Below are 16,887 nucleotides of genomic sequence, written 5' to 3'. Positions count from 1 at the left end.
TTTTTTTTGCTCTGGTGCCTGGACGATCATTACCCTGATGAAAATGACCGGCCTTTCTGAGCACGATCTGGCGCAGATCCACCACTGATACGCAGCTTCTGGTTTAAAAGAGGCTACTGTTAACCCGATGCGGTCAAACAAACGCGTTAACAGGCCTCTTACCTTTCGTCAAAACCTGATGCCCTTGTTATGGATTACGCGGCCTTCGGTTATACATCGAATTTCATGCGCAGCAGACGCGGATAGATAAACAGCGATTTCCCCAGCCCCTTATTCAATAGCTTCCATACTGCTATCGAACAGAGTGAACAGAGCGCCACCATGCCAACCGGAAAGCCGGCCGCCCAAAGTATCGAGAACAGCGCGGAATCAAACAGGTGATGATCCAGCGCGAACAGGATCGCCGTCATACCGAAATATTCAATAAAGATGCGGTGCAACACATAAATTTGCAGCGTATTTTTACCGATCCAGTTCATCCACGTCATACGGAAGTGGTTATTCAGGGTACGGCAGAGCGCGATACAGAACAGGATAGCTAACGTGCAGAGAAACAGGTTTTTCTGTAGACCCAGCAGTAGATGCACCACGGACAGTAACGCTAATCCCAGCCACGGCAGCAGGTTATTTTTGTGCCATTCGCTAAGATGGATAACCTGCGCACTCCAGAATGAACCCATAATAAAATAGATAAAATATTGTGAGAGACTTTCCGGTCCCCATCCAGGGATGATTTTTTCCACTGCCAGATAATTCAACAGCACCGCGACAATAACCAGCGGCAGGCGCTGTTTGCGGAACAGTTTCGCAAACAGAAAGAACAATCCCAGCGCATAAAGATACCAGGAACTGCTCATTGCCAGCAGCATCAGTGATATAAATTCCTGCGGTGATTCAGCATACGAGGAGTTAATATTACTGGAAATACGATGATGAGTAATCTCTGAAGAGATACCGTAAATAGAAAACCACTGAATAACACCCCAAAGAATATAAAGATAAAAAAGATTAGTTACGCGACTGGTAAATACTTTTTGCCACGGTTTGTCATTAATTGCCCGCGCGGCCAGCATGCCGGATACAAAAAAGAAAGCTGGCATACGCAACGGCGACAGGACAGTATTAAACGCCACCCACAGGTGGGCCGGTAAGCCGCCTGCCGTGAGATGTTTCAGCGTGCCTTCAAATCCAGGCAACACCACATGATAGAGCACCACCAGTAGAATGCAGCCGCCTTTGAGCGTATTGACCCACTGAATTTCCTGGCTTTTTTTATCGTTCATTGCTGTGATTCCCGCTAAGTTGACGGAAGTAAAAAGGCAGAATAGCCAGCCTGCATTATTAACGGGACGTGAATGAATTCGCTGTAGCTTTTATCTTAAAAAGAATAATCGGTCCTGACACAAAATAATCAAAGGGTCACTGAAACAATAAAAAAACGGGCAGCCCGCGAATGTGGCTGCCCGTTGGATAAATAGATTTAGGAGTAACCTGGCGTCGGTAAGGCCAGTTATTGGCTGAGGAATTTCTCCAGGAACTGGCGCGTACGCGCCTGTTGAGGATGCGCAAACAGCTCTTTTGCCGGCCCCTGCTCCACAATGCGTCCCTGATCCATAAAAATAGCGCGATCGGCCACGTCACGTGCGAAGCTCATCTCATGCGTGACAATTACCATAGTGCGTTTCTCTTCCGCCAGTGAACGAATGGTACTGAGCACCTCGCCGACCAGTTCAGGATCGAGCGCCGACGTGGGCTCATCAAACAGGATCACTTCAGGACGCATCGCCAGCGCACGCGCAATGGCGACGCGCTGCTGCTGTCCGCCAGAAAGGCGGCGTGGATAGCTTTCCTCTTTACCGTGCAGCCCTACCTTCTCCAGTAACGCCCGGGCGCGTGCTATCGCCTCGGCTTTGGGTTCGCCCTTAACGATGACCGGACCTTCAATAATATTTTCCAGCACCGAGCGATGCGGAAACAGGTTAAAGCTCTGGAATACAAAGCCCACCTGCTGGCGCAACTGGCGTACGCGCTCTTTCTGTTTACTGACCGGCAGAGCGGCATTGATTTCAATATCGCCCACTTTAATGGTGCCGCCGTCGGGTACTTCCAGCAGATTAATGCTGCGCAACAGCGTGGTTTTTCCCGAGCCGCTGGGGCCGATGATCGCCACGACCTCACCGGAAGCGACCTCAAGATCGATACCATGCAGCACCGTCTGACCGTTAAACCGTTTTACCAGTTTGCTGACTTCAATGGCGCTCATTTGCCCTCCCGATCCTGACGGTTAACATAATCTTCCAGGCGGTTTTGCAGCGCTGACAGCACAGACGCCATCACCCAGTAGATCAGCGATGCCGCCAGATACATGGTGAAAACCTCCAGCGTGCGTGATGTGATCAGCTGTGCCTGGCGGAACAGCTCCGGCACCTGAATGGTGGCGGCCAGCGAGGTATCTTTTACCAGGCTGATAAAGCTGTTGCCCAACGGCGGCAAAGCGGTACGCGCCGCCTGCGGCAGCACCACGCGACGCAGCGTTTGCCAGCGCGTCATGCCGATACTGGCCGCCGCTTCCCACTGACCGCGCTCAATGGCGGCAATCGCGCCACGCAGCGACTCAGAGGCGTAGGCTGCGGTATTTAACGACAGGCCAATCATCGCCGACGGGATAGGATCAAGCTCGATGCCAAACTGCGGCAGACCGTAATAGATCATAAACAGCTGAGCAATCAGCGGGGTGCCGCGAAAAATAGAAACATAAATGCGCGCCAGCCAGTTAATTGGCCAGAAGGATGAGAGGCGCATCAGCGCCAGGATAAAACCCAGCACCAGGCCAAAAAACATGCCGCCGATGCTGAGCTGCAGCGTGAACAGCGCGCCCTTTAATAAAAAAGGTGCTGAATCCAGCACCAGTTGGATACTCTCTTGCATTATTTAGTAACGTCCGCGCCGAACCATTTTTGTGAAATCTTATTCAGCGTGCCGTCTGTCTGCATGGTGGCAATCGCCTGGTTAATAGCGTTCAGCATATCTTCATTGCCTTTACGCAGCGCCACACCCGCTTCCTGACGTGAGAATGCCGGACCTGCTACCGCCATGGTATTACCGGTTTTCTTCACCAGGTCGAGCGCAGCCAGACGGTCAACCAGAATGGCATCCACACGGCCAGAGCGCAGATCCTGATATTTAGTCGGGTCATCATCGTAGGTGCGAATATCAACATTTTTCACATTCTCACGCAGCCACTGCTCATAGTTGGTGCCCAGGCCGACACCAACTTTTTTGTTCGCCAGATCCTGCGGGCTTTTGATGGTGCCTTCTTTATCTTTACGGGTCAGCGCCTGAATGCCGGAGACGGTATAAGGCGTGGAGAAATCATATTTTTTCTTGCGTTCGTCGGAAATCGTGACCTGGTTAATCACCACATCGATGCGTCTGGAATCCAGCGATGCCAGCATGCCGTCCCATTTGGTCGGCTTCAGGCTTGCCTTAACGCCAAGATGCTCAGCCAGCGCTTCGGCAAACTCCACTTCGAAACCGGTCAGCTTGCCGTTTTCATCCTGAAAGCTAAACGGCGGATAGGTGCCTTCCAGGCCCACCAGCAGGCTGCCGCGTTCTTTAACCTTGTTGAGCAGGTTTTCCGCCGCGAATGTTTTTACGTTAACACCCGCGACCAGCGCCACGGCCATCACGCCCAGAACCAGTTGACGACGTACCTGAGAAAAAATCATATTTACCCCGTTTATTGTTGGATTGTGTGTAAAACGCTTTCGTTAAAAAGCAAAGCCGAATAGTTCGGCTTTGTTACGAAAAAGCAAAGATCATTAAACAGAATGATTGTATACCCTAAATAATTCAAGCTGCATCGCTGCGGCAACCGCCTGGATCCCGATGCAGTTACACAAGTCAGTGCTGCAGGAAAGAAAGGGGTGCCAGCAAAGATACCGCCTGAAGTATAACGGCTATCATCCTTTTCGTTTTTCGGTATCAGACCGAAGGGTGATAAGCAAATAATGCCGGTGCGCCGCCGGTATGCACAAACAGCAACGGTCCTTCACGCTGAAAGCGCTGCTGGCTGATGCCATCGATTAATCCCGCCATCGCTTTGCCGGTATAGACCGGATCAAGGAAGATGCCTTCCAGGCGCGCCAACAGCTTCACTGCTTCCATACCCTCTTCGCTGGGCATGCCGTAACGCGGACCAAAATAGTCATCCCAAAGCGTGATCGCCGCGCTGCCGTGCGTTTCCAGCATGCTGGCAACCTGCTGCTGGAGGCCGGTGACCAGCGGCAGCTGATCCACAACTTTACGTGACACCGTCACGCCAACCAGCTCCGTTTCCGGCAGCAGATGTTCTAATCCCAGCGCCAGACCCGCGTGCGTGCCCGCACTACCGGAGGCCACAACCACCGCAGCGAAATCCACAACATCCTCGCTTTGATGCGCGATCTCCTGCGCGCACTCTACATAACCCAGTGCGCCCAGCGCGTTGGAACCGCCAACCGGCACCACATAAGGACGAAAGCCCTGCGCTTCCAGACGAATACGCAGCGCCTCCAGCTGTTGTGCGGGCGCATGTAGCGTATCCACCAGCTCTACTTCGCAGTCCATCAGATCAAGCAGCAGACGGTTGCCGTTGCTGAGATAGTTTTCCGCCGGGGTTTGGATCGGGTTCTCCAGCAAGGCAAAACACTTCAGACCCAGCTTTGCCGCCACTGCGGCTGTCTGGCGTACATGGTTTGACTGGATGGCCCCGGCGGTAATCAACACATCGGCCCCTTCGCGCAACGCATCCGCCGCCAGAAACTCCAGCTTGCGTAGCTTGTTTCCACCCAGCGCCAGCGGCGTAATATCATCACGCTTGATAAAAATATCGCGGCCAAGGTAGTCGGAAAGACGTGGCAAATGCTCCAGCGGCGTTGGGGCGCCAACAAGTTCCAGACGGGGAAATTTGATCAGATTAGACAGGGACAAAGCAGCCTCCACGCACACAGAATAATGGCTACAGTGTTGCAGAAGATCTGTCGGGGATCTATGGTCAGTTCGTGTGATGAGGCGCAGACGCGCTTAGCTGCTGAAAAAGTCAGCGCGGCACGGATGAAAACCCATCCGTGCCGAACACTTAATTACGCTGCCATCCTAAAAACTGGTCATATTTTCGCAGGGCAATGCGGTAGTTATTGTTTCCGGCATCCGGTAAGTCTTTTTCCAGACATTCGTGCCAGCTTCCGCCGCGTAATTTCTCTGCCGGGTAATTTTTCGCCGACAGCATGTCATCCAGACGACGCAGACGAACCACATACTCACGTATCGTGCTGTGGCTCATTTCCGTCTGTTCAAACAGATATTGTTTAAACGCCATAATGTCAAAATAATTGGGGTGCGTATTGCAGTAAATATCGCTGCAAAACCGGCACAGAGCGGTCAGTTCGTTTTGTAGTTTAAGCCAGACCTGATCGTCGATCGGCTGGTCCATCCGGGATATGGCTTCTTTATTGATGATCTGACCGCGAAAAACTAACGCCATCCTGTCGAGTACTTTTCCGCAGTGTGAACAATTACTTTGGCTGTGTTTAAAGTCTTTAAGATAACGGCTTAATGGCCTCGTTTTTAGTTTGGTTCCCATTGAGGAGACCCCCGGTTATATGTCTCGAAAGCGAGAGCTGACGCTGTCAGCGCGCTCCCGTTAACCGGGCGCGCAGGCGTTTGATCGCCTGACTGTGCAGCTGGCTGACGCGGGACTCTCCCACCTCCAACACCGCGCCAATCTCTTTCAGGTTCAACTCTTCCTGGTAATACAGTGTCAGCACCATTTTTTCGCGCTCGGGCAATGCCTCGATCGCTTCAATGACGCGTTCACGCAGATTCCCTTCCATCAGCTGGTGAAGCGGATTGGCATCTTCATGTCCTTCCGTCACCAGTTCCGCACTATCGCCATGCTCTTCGCGATATTCGTCATAGGAAAAAAGCTGGCTGTTGTTGGTATCCAGCAGAATCTGTCGATACTCTTCCAGCGAAACATTTAACTGCCTGGCAACTTCCTGCTCGGATGCGGCACGCCCCAGTGTCTGTTCACACTGATGCATCGCAGACGCGACTTCGCGCGCGTTGCGTCGCACGCTGCGCGGCGCCCAGTCACGGCTACGTAGCTCATCCAACATGGCCCCACGTATGCGCTGTACGGCATAGGTGGTAAAGGCGGTACCCTGCAGCGCGTCATAGCGCTCCACGGCATTCAGCAGCCCGATACCTCCAGCTTGCAGTAAATCATCCAGCTCAACACTTGCGGGCAGCCGTACCTGCAGACGTAGCGCCTCATGGCGCACCAGCGGTACGTATCGCTGCCACAGCGAGTGTTTGTCCATCACGCCATCAGCGGTATAGAGATCGTTCACTTTGACTACCCTGCGTTAGTTACGTTATCGGCATGATTATCCGATTCTGTAGGGCGATCGATTGGGGGAATAGGGATAAAAAAGGCGGGTTATTTAGAAAATGTGTGTGACCACTACCGGTGCGATGCCGATGGGATCACACTTTTGTTAAAACAGGCGCACCGTTTTCTTTAGCCGTTCGCGGGTTGCCGGCGGCACACATTGCCAAAGCGCGCAGACTTTGCCATCAATGTCATGATAAATGTCATGCAGGTTATCTTCACTTTGCAGCGCCGGACGAATATGCACCGTTCCCTGATCGCTATCGATAAATAATCGTCCGCTAATAAACAGTCGCCGCAGGTCGCTGCGTAAAAACAGACCGTTGTCGACGCTGCTATCAGCCAGCAGACCTTCGCTGTTTTCGCTGGCGTCTATATAACAGGCTTCAACCCAGGGAGCAGAAGCGCTCTCTGAAAGCGTAGTGCCGGTAATCACGCAACCGCCGTAGCGCGCGTTAACCGCCGCGCTGAATTCCGCCTGGCTGGCGCGCTGCAGCACTTTAACCCTGACGCGCCGTCCGACCTGCTGGCCAGCAATCACCGCGGCAGGCGCAGGCAGCATCGGCGTTTCCAGCACCACGATAAATTGCAGTGTGCGCGCCTCGTTAAAGCAAGGCTGCGCTTTGGGATCATAAAGCTGCCAGTAATCGTCATCGCCCTGCTGACGCATCAGCGTCAACCGATAGCCGCGGCTGGCCAGCAGATTTTGCGCCGTTGCCCCGTTGGGATCGAGCATCGCATAGACCCGGCTCTCCCCCATGACTTTCCATAACGTCCCGGCGGCATCATTGCGCCTGAGATAAAGAAAGGATTGCCCCTGATGCATATAGTGCTCAAAGCGGCGCAGATAATTTTTTCGATCGTTATCGTCAGAAACAAACAGCAGATCTTCCAGCGGACTGTTTTCGGCCTGATGGGCAAATACCGCCCGAATAACCAGCTGACGCGGGCTGGTGGATGGGCTTAATAAGCCACGAAAGGTCAGCGCCTTTTCCGTTGGATATTTTTGCCCGTAGCGCTGGCTGATCTCTTCAAAGGTCAGCTGTTCCCCTGGTAACAAGTCATAATTAAAGCGCATAACCACTCCCGAAAAAGAGTCACGGGTTAATCAGCGAAGAGACGCTGCTTTGCCGTTATTATCGGCAGCGGGTTACTTTTCTGTAACGCAGACTTAAAATCTTTCTCGCCCGCAGGTTATCCGCAATAAAGCCCCTGCTTTCCCCTCTTATTTGCGCCATTACTCATCGGATCTCAGGCGTAATCTTTATCACATCCCCGGGGAAGGCTCCCTGCATCTTGTTATATCGAGACTCTGTATGAAAGGTATCGTACTCGCTGGCGGCACAGGCTCGCGCCTGCATCCGGTCACCTGCGGCGTATCCAAGCAGTTGCTGCCTGTGTATGACAAGCCGATGATCTATTATCCGCTTTCCGTGCTGATGCTGGCGGGCATTCAGGAGATTCTGGTGATCACTACGCCAGAAGATCTCCCGGCTTTCCAGCGACTGCTGGGCGACGGCAGCCGTTTCGGTATTCAGTTGCAGTTTGCCGTTCAGCCGAAACCTGAAGGGCTGGCACAGGCGTTTATTATCGGCGAGGACTTTCTTGCCGGTGAAGGCTGTGCGCTGGTACTGGGTGACAACATCTTCTTCGGGCAAAGCTTCGCCAAAAAGCTGGAAGAAGTGAGCGCGCGTGACAGCGGTGCAACGGTTTTCGGCTATCAGGTGATGGATCCGGAGCGCTTTGGCGTGGTGGAATTCAATAAACAGTTTCAGGCGATCTCGCTGGAAGAGAAGCCGAGCCAGCCGAAGTCCAACTATGCGGTGACCGGCCTCTATTTTTATGACCGGCAGGTTTGCACGATGGCGAAGCAGGTAAAACCTTCCGCGCGCGGCGAACTGGAGATTACCACGCTTAACCAGATGTATCTGGAAGATGGCCTGCTGTCGGTAGAAGTGCTGGGACGCGGTTTCGCCTGGCTTGATACCGGCACCCATGACAGCCTGCTGGAGGCATCGCATTTTATTCACACCATTGAAAAACGTCAGGGTTTCAAAGTCGCCTGCCTGGAAGAGATAGCCTGGCGTAAGGGCTGGCTAAGCGCCGGCCAGCTGCGCGAGCGGGCCAACTATCTTAACAAAACCCAGTACGGATCCTATCTGCATCAGTTGCTGGTGGAAGCATGAAGGTAATCAATACGCGTATTTGTGATGTAAAAATTATTCAGCCCGCCGTCTATGGCGATGCGCGCGGCTTCTTTCTGGAGACCTTCGAAAAAAAACGCTATCAGCAGCTGCTGGATATAAAGCTGGAGTTTGTGCAGGACAACTATTCCCGCTCCGGTAAAAACGTTTTGCGCGGCCTGCATTTTCAAAAAACGCAGCCGCAGGGCAAGCTGGTGCGCGTGGTACGCGGCGAAGTGTTTGACGTCGCCGTGGATATTCGCCCGGATTCACCCACCTTTGGCCAGTGGGAAGGCGTTATTCTTTCCGAAGAGAATAAGACGCAGCTCTGGATCCCACCCGGCCTGGCGCACGGTTTCCTGGTGCTCTCTGATATTGCGGATTTTGAATATAAATGTACCGATTACTACAACCCACAAGATGAAGCCTGTCTGCTGTGGAATGACCCCTGCATAAATATTGACTGGCCGGTGAAAGATCCGTTGCTGTCGGAAAAAGATAAAAAAGGTTTACCTCTTACGGAGTTGTTGCCATGCGCGTATTGTTAACCGGCGCTTACGGCCAGCTGGGCCGGAGCCTGCTGGACCGCTTTCCTGCCGACTGGATTTTACTGGCCTGCGGTTCAGCCGAGCTGGATATTACCAACCAGGCGGCAGTAGACCGCATTGTTCGTCGTTTTCAGCCCCAGGTGATTATGAATGCTGCTGCTTACACGGCGGTGGATAAGGCGGAGACCGATCGCATCCGCGCAATGAAAATTAATGCGATTGGCCCGGAAAATCTGGCACGCGCTGCGCGTGATAATGGCGCCCAGCTGATCCATATTTCTACCGATTACGTTTTTGACGGCACCAAAACCACGCCCTATGTTGAAAGCGACGTTCCCTGCCCGGTTAACTTTTACGGCTTAAGCAAATGGGAAGGCGAAAAGCGCGTGCAGGCGATACTGCCCCGCGCCATTATCGTTCGCACCTCATGGGTGTTTAGCGAACATGGCAACAACTTTGTTAAGACTATGCTGCGTCTGGCGCAAACTCAGCAAACGCTTCGTGTCGTGAACGATCAGCGCGGCTGCCCGACCTACGCGGGCGATCTGGCGCAGGCGATGATCACGCTGGCTACCGATGCGAATGCGGCGGGAATTTATCACTACTGCGGCGATAAGGCGGTCAGCTGGTATGAGTTCGCACTGACTATATTCAACCTCTTCGGCAATGAGTATCCTGCGCTGCGCTCGATTGAAGTCTGCCCGATATCCACTGCGGCCTTTAAACAACAGGCGTGCCGCCCGATCAACTCCGTGATGCAAAGCGAAAGAACTGCGTCTCAGGCCTCCTGTTGGGATAAGGCGCTGGGCATGGTGATGTCAGCCTGAGCGGTGGAGTAACAGAAACGCCCCCCTCTCAATTTTTAGTAACAAGCCAGCAACCAAGGCTGCTGGCTTACTCCATGCTATCTTTATTGTTAAACAAAAGGCGAACACGCCGCTCCGTTAACCCAGCCCTTCAACTCTCGCTGCATAGTCTATGATTGTTCTGTGTATGCAGCCTGAGGCCAGGTTAACCGGACACCGTTTTATCTCCTCACTAAGCGGAACAGCCCTCTGATCGTTATCAGAAATGGGCCGATCCGCTGCGGCATCCAGATCGCGCTACAGGCTTAAGCGAATAGCTTGCATCACCGAACAAAATTACATGATGTCGTCCATGGGTCATTTCTGCGTGAAGCGAGGAAAATGAATGGAGTCCAAATCATTTCGTAAGAGTTGGGGCGCCGAATATGTGGCTGCCGATACAGTGCGTTTTCGTCTTTGGGCACCCGGCCAGCAGACGATAACCCTGAGGATTGACGGCCATGACCGCGAGATGAATGCAAGCGGCGACGGCTGGTTTGAACTACAGGCTAATAATATTGCGCCCGGCACGGAATATAATTTCGTTCTTGCCGATGGCATGGTGGTGCCGGATCCGGCATCCCGCGCTCAGAAAGAGGATGTTAACGGTCCTTCTCTGGTTATTGATCCCATGCGTTATGCCTGGCAAAACAGCGCCTGGCAGGGGCGTCCGTGGGAAGAGTCCGTGGTCTATGAGATGCATATCGGCACCTTCACGCCACAGGGTACGTTCCAGGCTGCCATTGAGAAGCTACCCCGGCTGGCCGAACTGGGTATTACCATGATTGAGGTGCTGCCCGTTTCGCAGTTCGGCGGCAACCGTGGCTGGGGCTATGACGGGGTGCTGCTTTACGCGCCGCATTCGGCATATGGCACGCCGGATGACTTCAAGGCCTTTATCGACGCCGCTCATGGTCATGGACTTTCAGTGATGCTGGATATTGTTCTGAACCACTTTGGTCCCGAAGGCAACTATCTGCCGTTGCTGGCCCCGGCATTCTTTCATAAAGAGCGGATGACGCCCTGGGGCGCGGGTATTGCGTATGACGTTGATGCCGCTCGTCGTTATATCGTTGAAGCGCCGCTCTACTGGCTGAAAGAGTTTAACCTTGACGGCCTGCGCTTCGATGCTATCGATCAAATCGAAGATAATTCTGAAAAGCATGCGCTGATTGAAATTGCCGAGCGTATTCGCACCGAAATTACCGACCGCCCTGTCCATCTCACAACCGAGGATAGCCGCAACGTTATTTTCCTGCATCCGCGCGAACAGGATGGCTCCGTGCCGCTGTTTACCGGCGAATGGAATGATGACTTCCATAATGCGGTTCATGTTATGGCGACCGGTGAGACGCATGCCTACTACCAGGATTTCGCCAACGAGCCGGAAAAACTGGTGGCACGTATCCTCACGGAAGGTTTCGCTTATCAGGGCGAAGTCTCTGTGCAGTCGGGCCAGCCGCGCGGCGTTAGCAGCAGCAGCCAGCCGCCGGTTGCCTTTGTGGACTTTATTCAAAACCACGATCAGGTCGGCAACCGCGCTCAGGGCGAAAGGCTGATTGAACTGGCTGGCGTTGAGCGCACTAAAGTGATGTTCGCCACGCTGCTGCTCTCGCCACATATTCCGCTGCTGTTTATGGGCGAAGAGTATGGCGAGACCAATCCATTCCTGTTTTTCACCGATTTCCATGGCGATCTCGCTAAAGCGGTGCGCGAAGGCCGTGCCAGAGAGTTTGAGGGCCACGCGGGCCATGAAGGTGAAAGCGTACCCGATCCCAACGCCGAAACCACGTTTGCAGCCTCAAAGCTGGACTGGCAGAAACGGGAAAGCGAGCAAGGTAAAGCCTGGCTGGCGCTTACCCGTGAGCTGTTAGCGCTGCGCCAGCAGCATATCGTGCCGCTTCTGGCCAACGCGGGCGGTAATGCGGGCAAGGTGATCAAGACAGCAGAGGGCTTTGTCGCTGTGAGCTGGTCTTTCCCCGCAGGCACGCTGTCGCTGGCGTTTAATATTGGCGCAACCACGCAGCCGCTGCCCGACCTGCCCGGCGAAACCCTGTTTGCCTGGCCGCAGGCGTCAGCGGAGCTGCCGCAGAATTCGATGATTGTCCGCCTTGCTCCAGGAGATACAGAGTGAAGATCCCGACCGCTACCTATCGTATTCAGTTTCGCAACGGCATGACGTTTGATCGTGCCGCTGGTCTGGTGCCCTATCTCAAGCGACTCGGCATCAGCCATCTGTATGCCTCGCCGGTTTTTACCGCAACGTCTGACTCTACTCACGGCTACGACGTGACTGACGCTAATGAGATCGATCCGGTACTGGGTGGGCGTGCAGGCTTTGACCGTATGGTTAAGGCGCTGCAGGAGGCCGGGCTGGGTCTGATCCTAGATATCGTGCCGAACCATATGGCCGCCTCGCTGGAAAATGCCTGGTGGCGCGATGTGATTGAGCACGGTGAAAACAGCCGCTACGCCCGCTATTTCGACATTGACTGGTCGCGTCGCCTGACGCTGCCTTTCCTGGGCGATACTTTTGAAGCGGTCCTGGAAAAAGGCGAAATCAGCGTCAAAGCCGATCCGAAAACCGGTAAGCCGGCGCTCGCCTATTATGAAAGCTTTTACCCGCTGACGCCGGAAAGCTGGCAGGGCCGCGAAGAAGAGGTGTTGCGGCTTACCGATAAGGCGGAGATCGCTAAGCTGCATGAGCGTCAGCCCTGGCGGCTGATGTCGTGGCGCGATGCGCCGCGCGATCTCTCTTATCGTCGTTTCTTCGAGATCACCGGGCTGGCAGGCGTTCGTGTTGAGGACCCGCTGGTATTTGATGATTCGCACCGGCTGATCCTGGAGCTGGTACATTCCGGCGCGGTTGATGGGCTGCGTGTGGATCATGTGGACGGGCTGGCCGATCCCAAAGCCTATCTTGAACGTCTGCGCCAGCAGGCCGGGCCGGAGTGCTATATCACCGTGGAAAAAATCCTTGGCAAAGATGAGCAGATCCCAGCGGACTGGCCCATCTCTGGCACCACCGGCTATGAATTTATCGAGTCGCTTTCCGATGTGCTGGTGGATGGTGAAAATATCCGTCTGCTGCGTAAAGCCTATGATGAGGTAACAGGCAAGCCGGTGAACATGGCCGCCGAGCTGCGCTCAGCCAAGCTGTTGATGACCGATCGCAATTTTGCCGGTGAATTTTCAACGCTGCTGCGTCTCTCCATGGAGATCGCCAGCATCGATAACGTGGCGCAGGAAGAACAGGCCGTGCGCGCCGCCCTGCGTGAGTTGCTAATCGCTTTCCCGGTTTACCGCACCTACGGCACCGCAGAAGGCCTGCCGGCGGAAAGCAACGAGATGCTGCAACGGGTGGCGGAAAAAGTAAGAACCAGCGCCAGTGCGCCCGCGCCTGAAGCGCTCGATTTCCTGGTGCGCATTTTATGCGGCGAAGTGTCACAGCAAGCTAACGAGGTCGCAGCCCAGTTTCGCACCCGTTTCCAGCAGCTCACGGGCCCGCTGATGGCAAAATCGGTAGAGGATACGCTGTTTTTCCGTCAGAACATGGAGCTGGCGCTAAACGAAGTGGGCGCTGAGCCAATCCCGCGCGCTTTCTCGCTCGATCGCTTCCACAGCGAAATGCAAACGCGGCTTGAACGGCAGCCCGATGCGCTTTCCGGCACCTCAACCCATGACACCAAACGCGGCGAAGATGCCCGCGCCCGGCTCTATACGCTGACTGAAGCGCCAGAGCGCTGGGCCGAATGCGTTGCCCGCTGGCGGCAGATGAACCGTTCAAAAATCAGCGTGCTGGAAGATGGCCCGGCCCCGAAACCCGCCGTGGAATGGATGCTTTATCAGGCGCTGGCTGGCGTCTGGCCGCCAACGCTGCATCCGCAAGACGAGGCAGGTCTGCAGGCGCTGGAAACACGTTTCCTTGCTTTTGTTGAAAAGGCGCTGCGGGAAGCGAAGCTGCGCACCGACTGGGCCGACAGCAATGATGCCTATGAGAACGCGGTGCTGGACTATGTTCGACATCTGCTTTCACCGGCTAATCAGGCCTTCCTGCAGGACTTTACCGAGGCGCTACAGCCTTTTATTCATGCTGGCCTGGTCAATAGTCTTACTCAAACCATTATCAAACTGACCGCGCCGGGCGTGCCGGATATTTATCAGGGCAGCGAAGCGCTGAACTTCAGCCTGGTGGATCCCGATAACCGCCGCGAACCTGACTTTGCGACACTTGACGCCATGCTGAACGGCCATGAAACGCCGGAGTCCGCATCGGAAGAGAGCTGGTTAAGCGGTCGCTTAAAGCAGCATATCATTGCGCGCCTGCTGCATCTTCGTCAGCAGGCTCCTGCGCTGTTTCGCCGGGGTGAATATCTGCCGCTTTCCACCAGCGGTCAGCGGGCAGAGAACGTTATCGCCTTCGCCCGGGTGGAAAATGATGATGCGCTGATTGTTATCGCACCGCGCCTGGTTTTCAGCAGCCTTGATGGCGGTCTGGCCCAGCCGCAGCCACAGCGCTGGCTGGAAACGGAAATTGCCCTGCCCGAGCGCCTCGCTAACCGTCGTTACCGGGACATCCTGAGCGGAGAATTTGTCTCGCCAGCCGACCGCTTAAGCCTGGAGACGGTGGCCTGTAGTTCGTCTCTCATACTGGTAAGCGCATGATTTTATTTAAATAAAAACGCTACAAATTGCTGTTGTGCTTAAAAATTATCTTTCAATGGAGAGAGATGTATGTCAAACGATCAGCCTTTTGAAATCACGACGGGGCATAGCCACCAGCTTGGGGCTAATTTTGATGGCGAGGGCGTCAACTTCGCTATTTTCTCTGCGCATGCCGAACGCGTTGAGCTGTGCCTGTACGATCAAGATGGCAAAACAGAAATTGCCCGGCTGGATCTGCCGGAGTATACCCATGAGATTTGGCATGGTTATGTCCCGGGCCTGAAGCCTGGCGCACTGTATGGTTATCGCGTTTATGGACCTTACGATCCCGAAAACGGTCACCGCTTTAATCCCAACAAGTTACTGATCGATCCCTACGCGCGCGAACTGGTGGGCGATGTTGAGTGGAATGAAGCGCATTTTGCTTACGATCTGCTGCATGAAGACAAAGATTTAACCTTTGACACGCGCGACAGCGGCCCTTTTACGCCGAAGTGCCGGGTGATCGATCCCAATGAATTCGACTGGCAGGACACCAATCGCCCGACCATCGCCTGGCCAAATACGATTGTGTATGAAGCCCATGTAAAAGGCTTTACCCAGCTTAATCCCGCCCTGCCGCCTGAACTGCGCGGCAACTTTGAAGGGATGGGGCACAAGGTTTCAGTGGATTACATTAAAAGCCTGGGGATTACTTCCGTTGAACTGCTGCCGATCCACTGGTTCCCGGACGATCAGCATCTGCTTGAGAAAGGCCTGAAAAATTTCTGGGGCTATAACTCCCTCGCCTTCTTTGCGCCTGCCTCACGCTATTACGGTCCGAAGGGCATTCAGGGGTTCCGCGATATGGTGCGTGCGTTCCACGATGCCGGTATCGAAGTGATCCTTGACGTAGTTTATAACCACACGGCGGAAGGGAATGAGCTCGGCCCTACGCTCTCTTTCAAAGGCATCGATAACTTTTCCTATTACCGCACCCTGCCCGACCAGCATCGCTATTACATCAACGATACCGGTACCGGTAATACCGTAAATACTTCGCATCCGCGCGTGCTGCAAATGGTAATGGATTCGCTGCGCTACTGGGCAGAAACCATGCATATTGACGGTTTCCGCTTCGATCTTGGCACCATTCTGGGACGCGAGCCGGAAGGCTTCGATCAGCGCGGCGGCTATTTCGATGCGGTTATGCAGGACCCGGTGCTCTCAAAGCTGAAGCTGATCGGCGAACCCTGGGATATCGGCCCCGGCGGCTATCAGGTTGGCGGCTTTCCGCCCGGCTGGGCAGAGTGGAATGACAAATATCGCGATACGGTGCGCGAATACTGGAAAGGCGATAACGTCTCAACCGATTTCGCCGCCCGACTGCTTGGCTCCGGCGATCTTTACGATTTGCGAGGCCGCCGTCCCTGGGCCAGCGTCAACTTTATTACCGCCCATGACGGTTTTACGCTGAACGATTTGGTTTCATATAACGAAAAGCACAACGACGATAACGGCGAGGATAACAACGACGGCCATAACGATAACCGCTCTTATAATTACGGTGTCGAAGGACCAACGGATGATGAGGGCATCAATGCGGTGCGCGAACGCCAGAAGCGTAACTTCCTCGCTACCCTGTTCTTTTCCCACGGCACGCCAATGCTGCTGGCAGGCGACGAGTTTGGCCGCAGCCAGATGGGTAACAATAACGGTTATTGCCAGGACAGCGAGATCTCCTGGGTACACTGGGAAAACCTGCCGGAAAGCGCCGAGGCGCTGCGCGAGTTTACCCGTCAGGTGATTGCGTTGCGTAGCAAACAGCCGCTGCTGCGCCGCGAAAGCTGGCGCGACGGCATGGATATTAAATGGTTTAACGCCGGCGGCGGCTTCCAGCAGCCTGAACAGTGGGACGAAGGATCGACGCTGGGCGTCTATCTGGGGCGCTCCGATCTGCAGCAGGAAGAAGGCATTTGGCACGATGTTCTGATTTTGCTCAACCCGTTTGAAGGTAATGTACCGTTCCTTATCCCACAGTTTGGCGAAGGCGGCTGGGTGCTGGAGCTTTCCACCTCCGATACCGACCGGCGTGGACTGGTGATTACGCGTGAAAAGGAATTTGAACTGGAAGGCCGCAGTATCGTGTTGTTCAGAAGGCCGTAGGGAGCGTTGTAGATAGATGAGTAAAATGGCGGGGTTACCCGCTATGAGTTACAGATAAGTGCGGACAG

14 protein-coding genes are annotated in these 16,887 nt (G+C 54.3%); 6 read left to right on the top strand and 8 right to left on the bottom strand.

Features of this window, described 5'->3' with window-relative positions; translation table 11 throughout:
- Positions 1-209: 209 nt before the first annotated feature.
- The 8 genes from B1H58_RS15680 to B1H58_RS15645 all read right to left on the bottom strand — a co-directional run bounded on the left by B1H58_RS15680 (position 210) and on the right by B1H58_RS15645 (position 7,511).
- Complete coding sequence (locus B1H58_RS15680; protein WP_085071402.1) at positions 210-1,283, bottom strand: acyltransferase family protein; 1,074 nt, start codon at positions 1,281-1,283, stop codon at positions 210-212.
- A gap of 227 nt (positions 1,284-1,510) precedes the next feature.
- Positions 1,511-2,263, bottom strand: coding sequence for an L-cystine ABC transporter ATP-binding protein TcyN (gene tcyN, locus B1H58_RS15675; protein ID WP_085071401.1), 753 nt, complete (start codon positions 2,261-2,263; stop codon positions 1,511-1,513).
- Complete coding sequence (gene tcyL / locus B1H58_RS15670; RefSeq protein WP_085071400.1) at positions 2,260-2,928, bottom strand: cystine ABC transporter permease; 669 nt, start codon at positions 2,926-2,928, stop codon at positions 2,260-2,262. Before tcyL ends, tcyN begins: the two co-directional genes overlap by 4 nt.
- Positions 2,928-3,728 (bottom strand): cystine ABC transporter substrate-binding protein, encoded by an 801-nt coding sequence (gene tcyJ / locus B1H58_RS15665; protein ID WP_085071399.1) that lies wholly within the window; start codon positions 3,726-3,728, stop codon positions 2,928-2,930. Before tcyJ ends, tcyL begins: the two co-directional genes overlap by 1 nt.
- 256 nt (positions 3,729-3,984) lie before the next feature.
- Positions 3,985-4,971: a D-cysteine desulfhydrase gene (locus tag B1H58_RS15660; RefSeq protein WP_085071398.1), complete on the bottom strand. Its 987-nt coding sequence runs from the start codon at positions 4,969-4,971 to the stop codon at positions 3,985-3,987.
- Between the two features lie 148 nt (positions 4,972-5,119).
- Positions 5,120-5,623, bottom strand: a complete 504-nt coding sequence (gene fliZ / locus B1H58_RS15655) for a flagella biosynthesis regulatory protein FliZ (protein ID WP_085071397.1) — start codon at positions 5,621-5,623, stop codon at positions 5,120-5,122.
- A gap of 46 nt (positions 5,624-5,669) precedes the next feature.
- Positions 5,670-6,392: an RNA polymerase sigma factor FliA gene (locus tag B1H58_RS15650; protein ID WP_085071396.1), complete on the bottom strand. Its 723-nt coding sequence runs from the start codon at positions 6,390-6,392 to the stop codon at positions 5,670-5,672.
- 147 nt (positions 6,393-6,539) lie between these two features.
- Complete coding sequence (locus B1H58_RS15645; RefSeq protein WP_085071395.1) at positions 6,540-7,511, bottom strand: HNH endonuclease signature motif containing protein; 972 nt, start codon at positions 7,509-7,511, stop codon at positions 6,540-6,542.
- A gap of 238 nt (positions 7,512-7,749) precedes the next feature.
- Here B1H58_RS15645 and rfbA point away from each other — a divergent pair, with 238 nt between their 5' ends.
- The 6 genes from rfbA to glgX all read left to right on the top strand — a co-directional run bounded on the left by rfbA (position 7,750) and on the right by glgX (position 16,819).
- Complete coding sequence (gene rfbA / locus B1H58_RS15640) at positions 7,750-8,619, top strand: glucose-1-phosphate thymidylyltransferase RfbA (protein WP_085071394.1); 870 nt, start codon at positions 7,750-7,752, stop codon at positions 8,617-8,619.
- Complete coding sequence (gene rfbC, locus B1H58_RS15635; protein WP_085071393.1) at positions 8,616-9,164, top strand: dTDP-4-dehydrorhamnose 3,5-epimerase; 549 nt, start codon at positions 8,616-8,618, stop codon at positions 9,162-9,164. The genes rfbA and rfbC overlap by 4 nt, the downstream gene beginning before the upstream one ends.
- On the top strand, positions 9,149-9,991 hold the full coding sequence (gene rfbD / locus B1H58_RS15630) for a dTDP-4-dehydrorhamnose reductase (protein ID WP_085071392.1): 843 nt from the start codon (positions 9,149-9,151) through the stop codon (positions 9,989-9,991). Before rfbC ends, rfbD begins: the two co-directional genes overlap by 16 nt.
- A gap of 364 nt (positions 9,992-10,355) precedes the next feature.
- Positions 10,356-12,143: a malto-oligosyltrehalose trehalohydrolase gene (gene treZ / locus B1H58_RS15625; RefSeq protein WP_085071391.1), complete on the top strand. Its 1,788-nt coding sequence runs from the start codon at positions 10,356-10,358 to the stop codon at positions 12,141-12,143.
- A gap of 41 nt (positions 12,144-12,184) precedes the next feature.
- Positions 12,185-14,674, top strand: coding sequence for a malto-oligosyltrehalose synthase (treY, locus tag B1H58_RS15620; RefSeq protein ID WP_237172500.1), 2,490 nt, complete (start codon positions 12,185-12,187; stop codon positions 14,672-14,674).
- Between the two features lie 69 nt (positions 14,675-14,743).
- On the top strand, positions 14,744-16,819 hold the full coding sequence (gene glgX / locus B1H58_RS15615; protein ID WP_085071389.1) for a glycogen debranching protein GlgX: 2,076 nt from the start codon (positions 14,744-14,746) through the stop codon (positions 16,817-16,819).
- Positions 16,820-16,887 lie beyond the last annotated feature (68 nt).

Source organism: Pantoea alhagi, from assembly GCF_002101395.1.
Taxonomy (GTDB): domain Bacteria; phylum Pseudomonadota; class Gammaproteobacteria; order Enterobacterales; family Enterobacteriaceae; genus Mixta; species Mixta alhagi.
The sequence above is the reverse complement of the archived record's forward strand: the minus strand, read 5'-3'. Positions and strand labels throughout refer to the sequence as shown.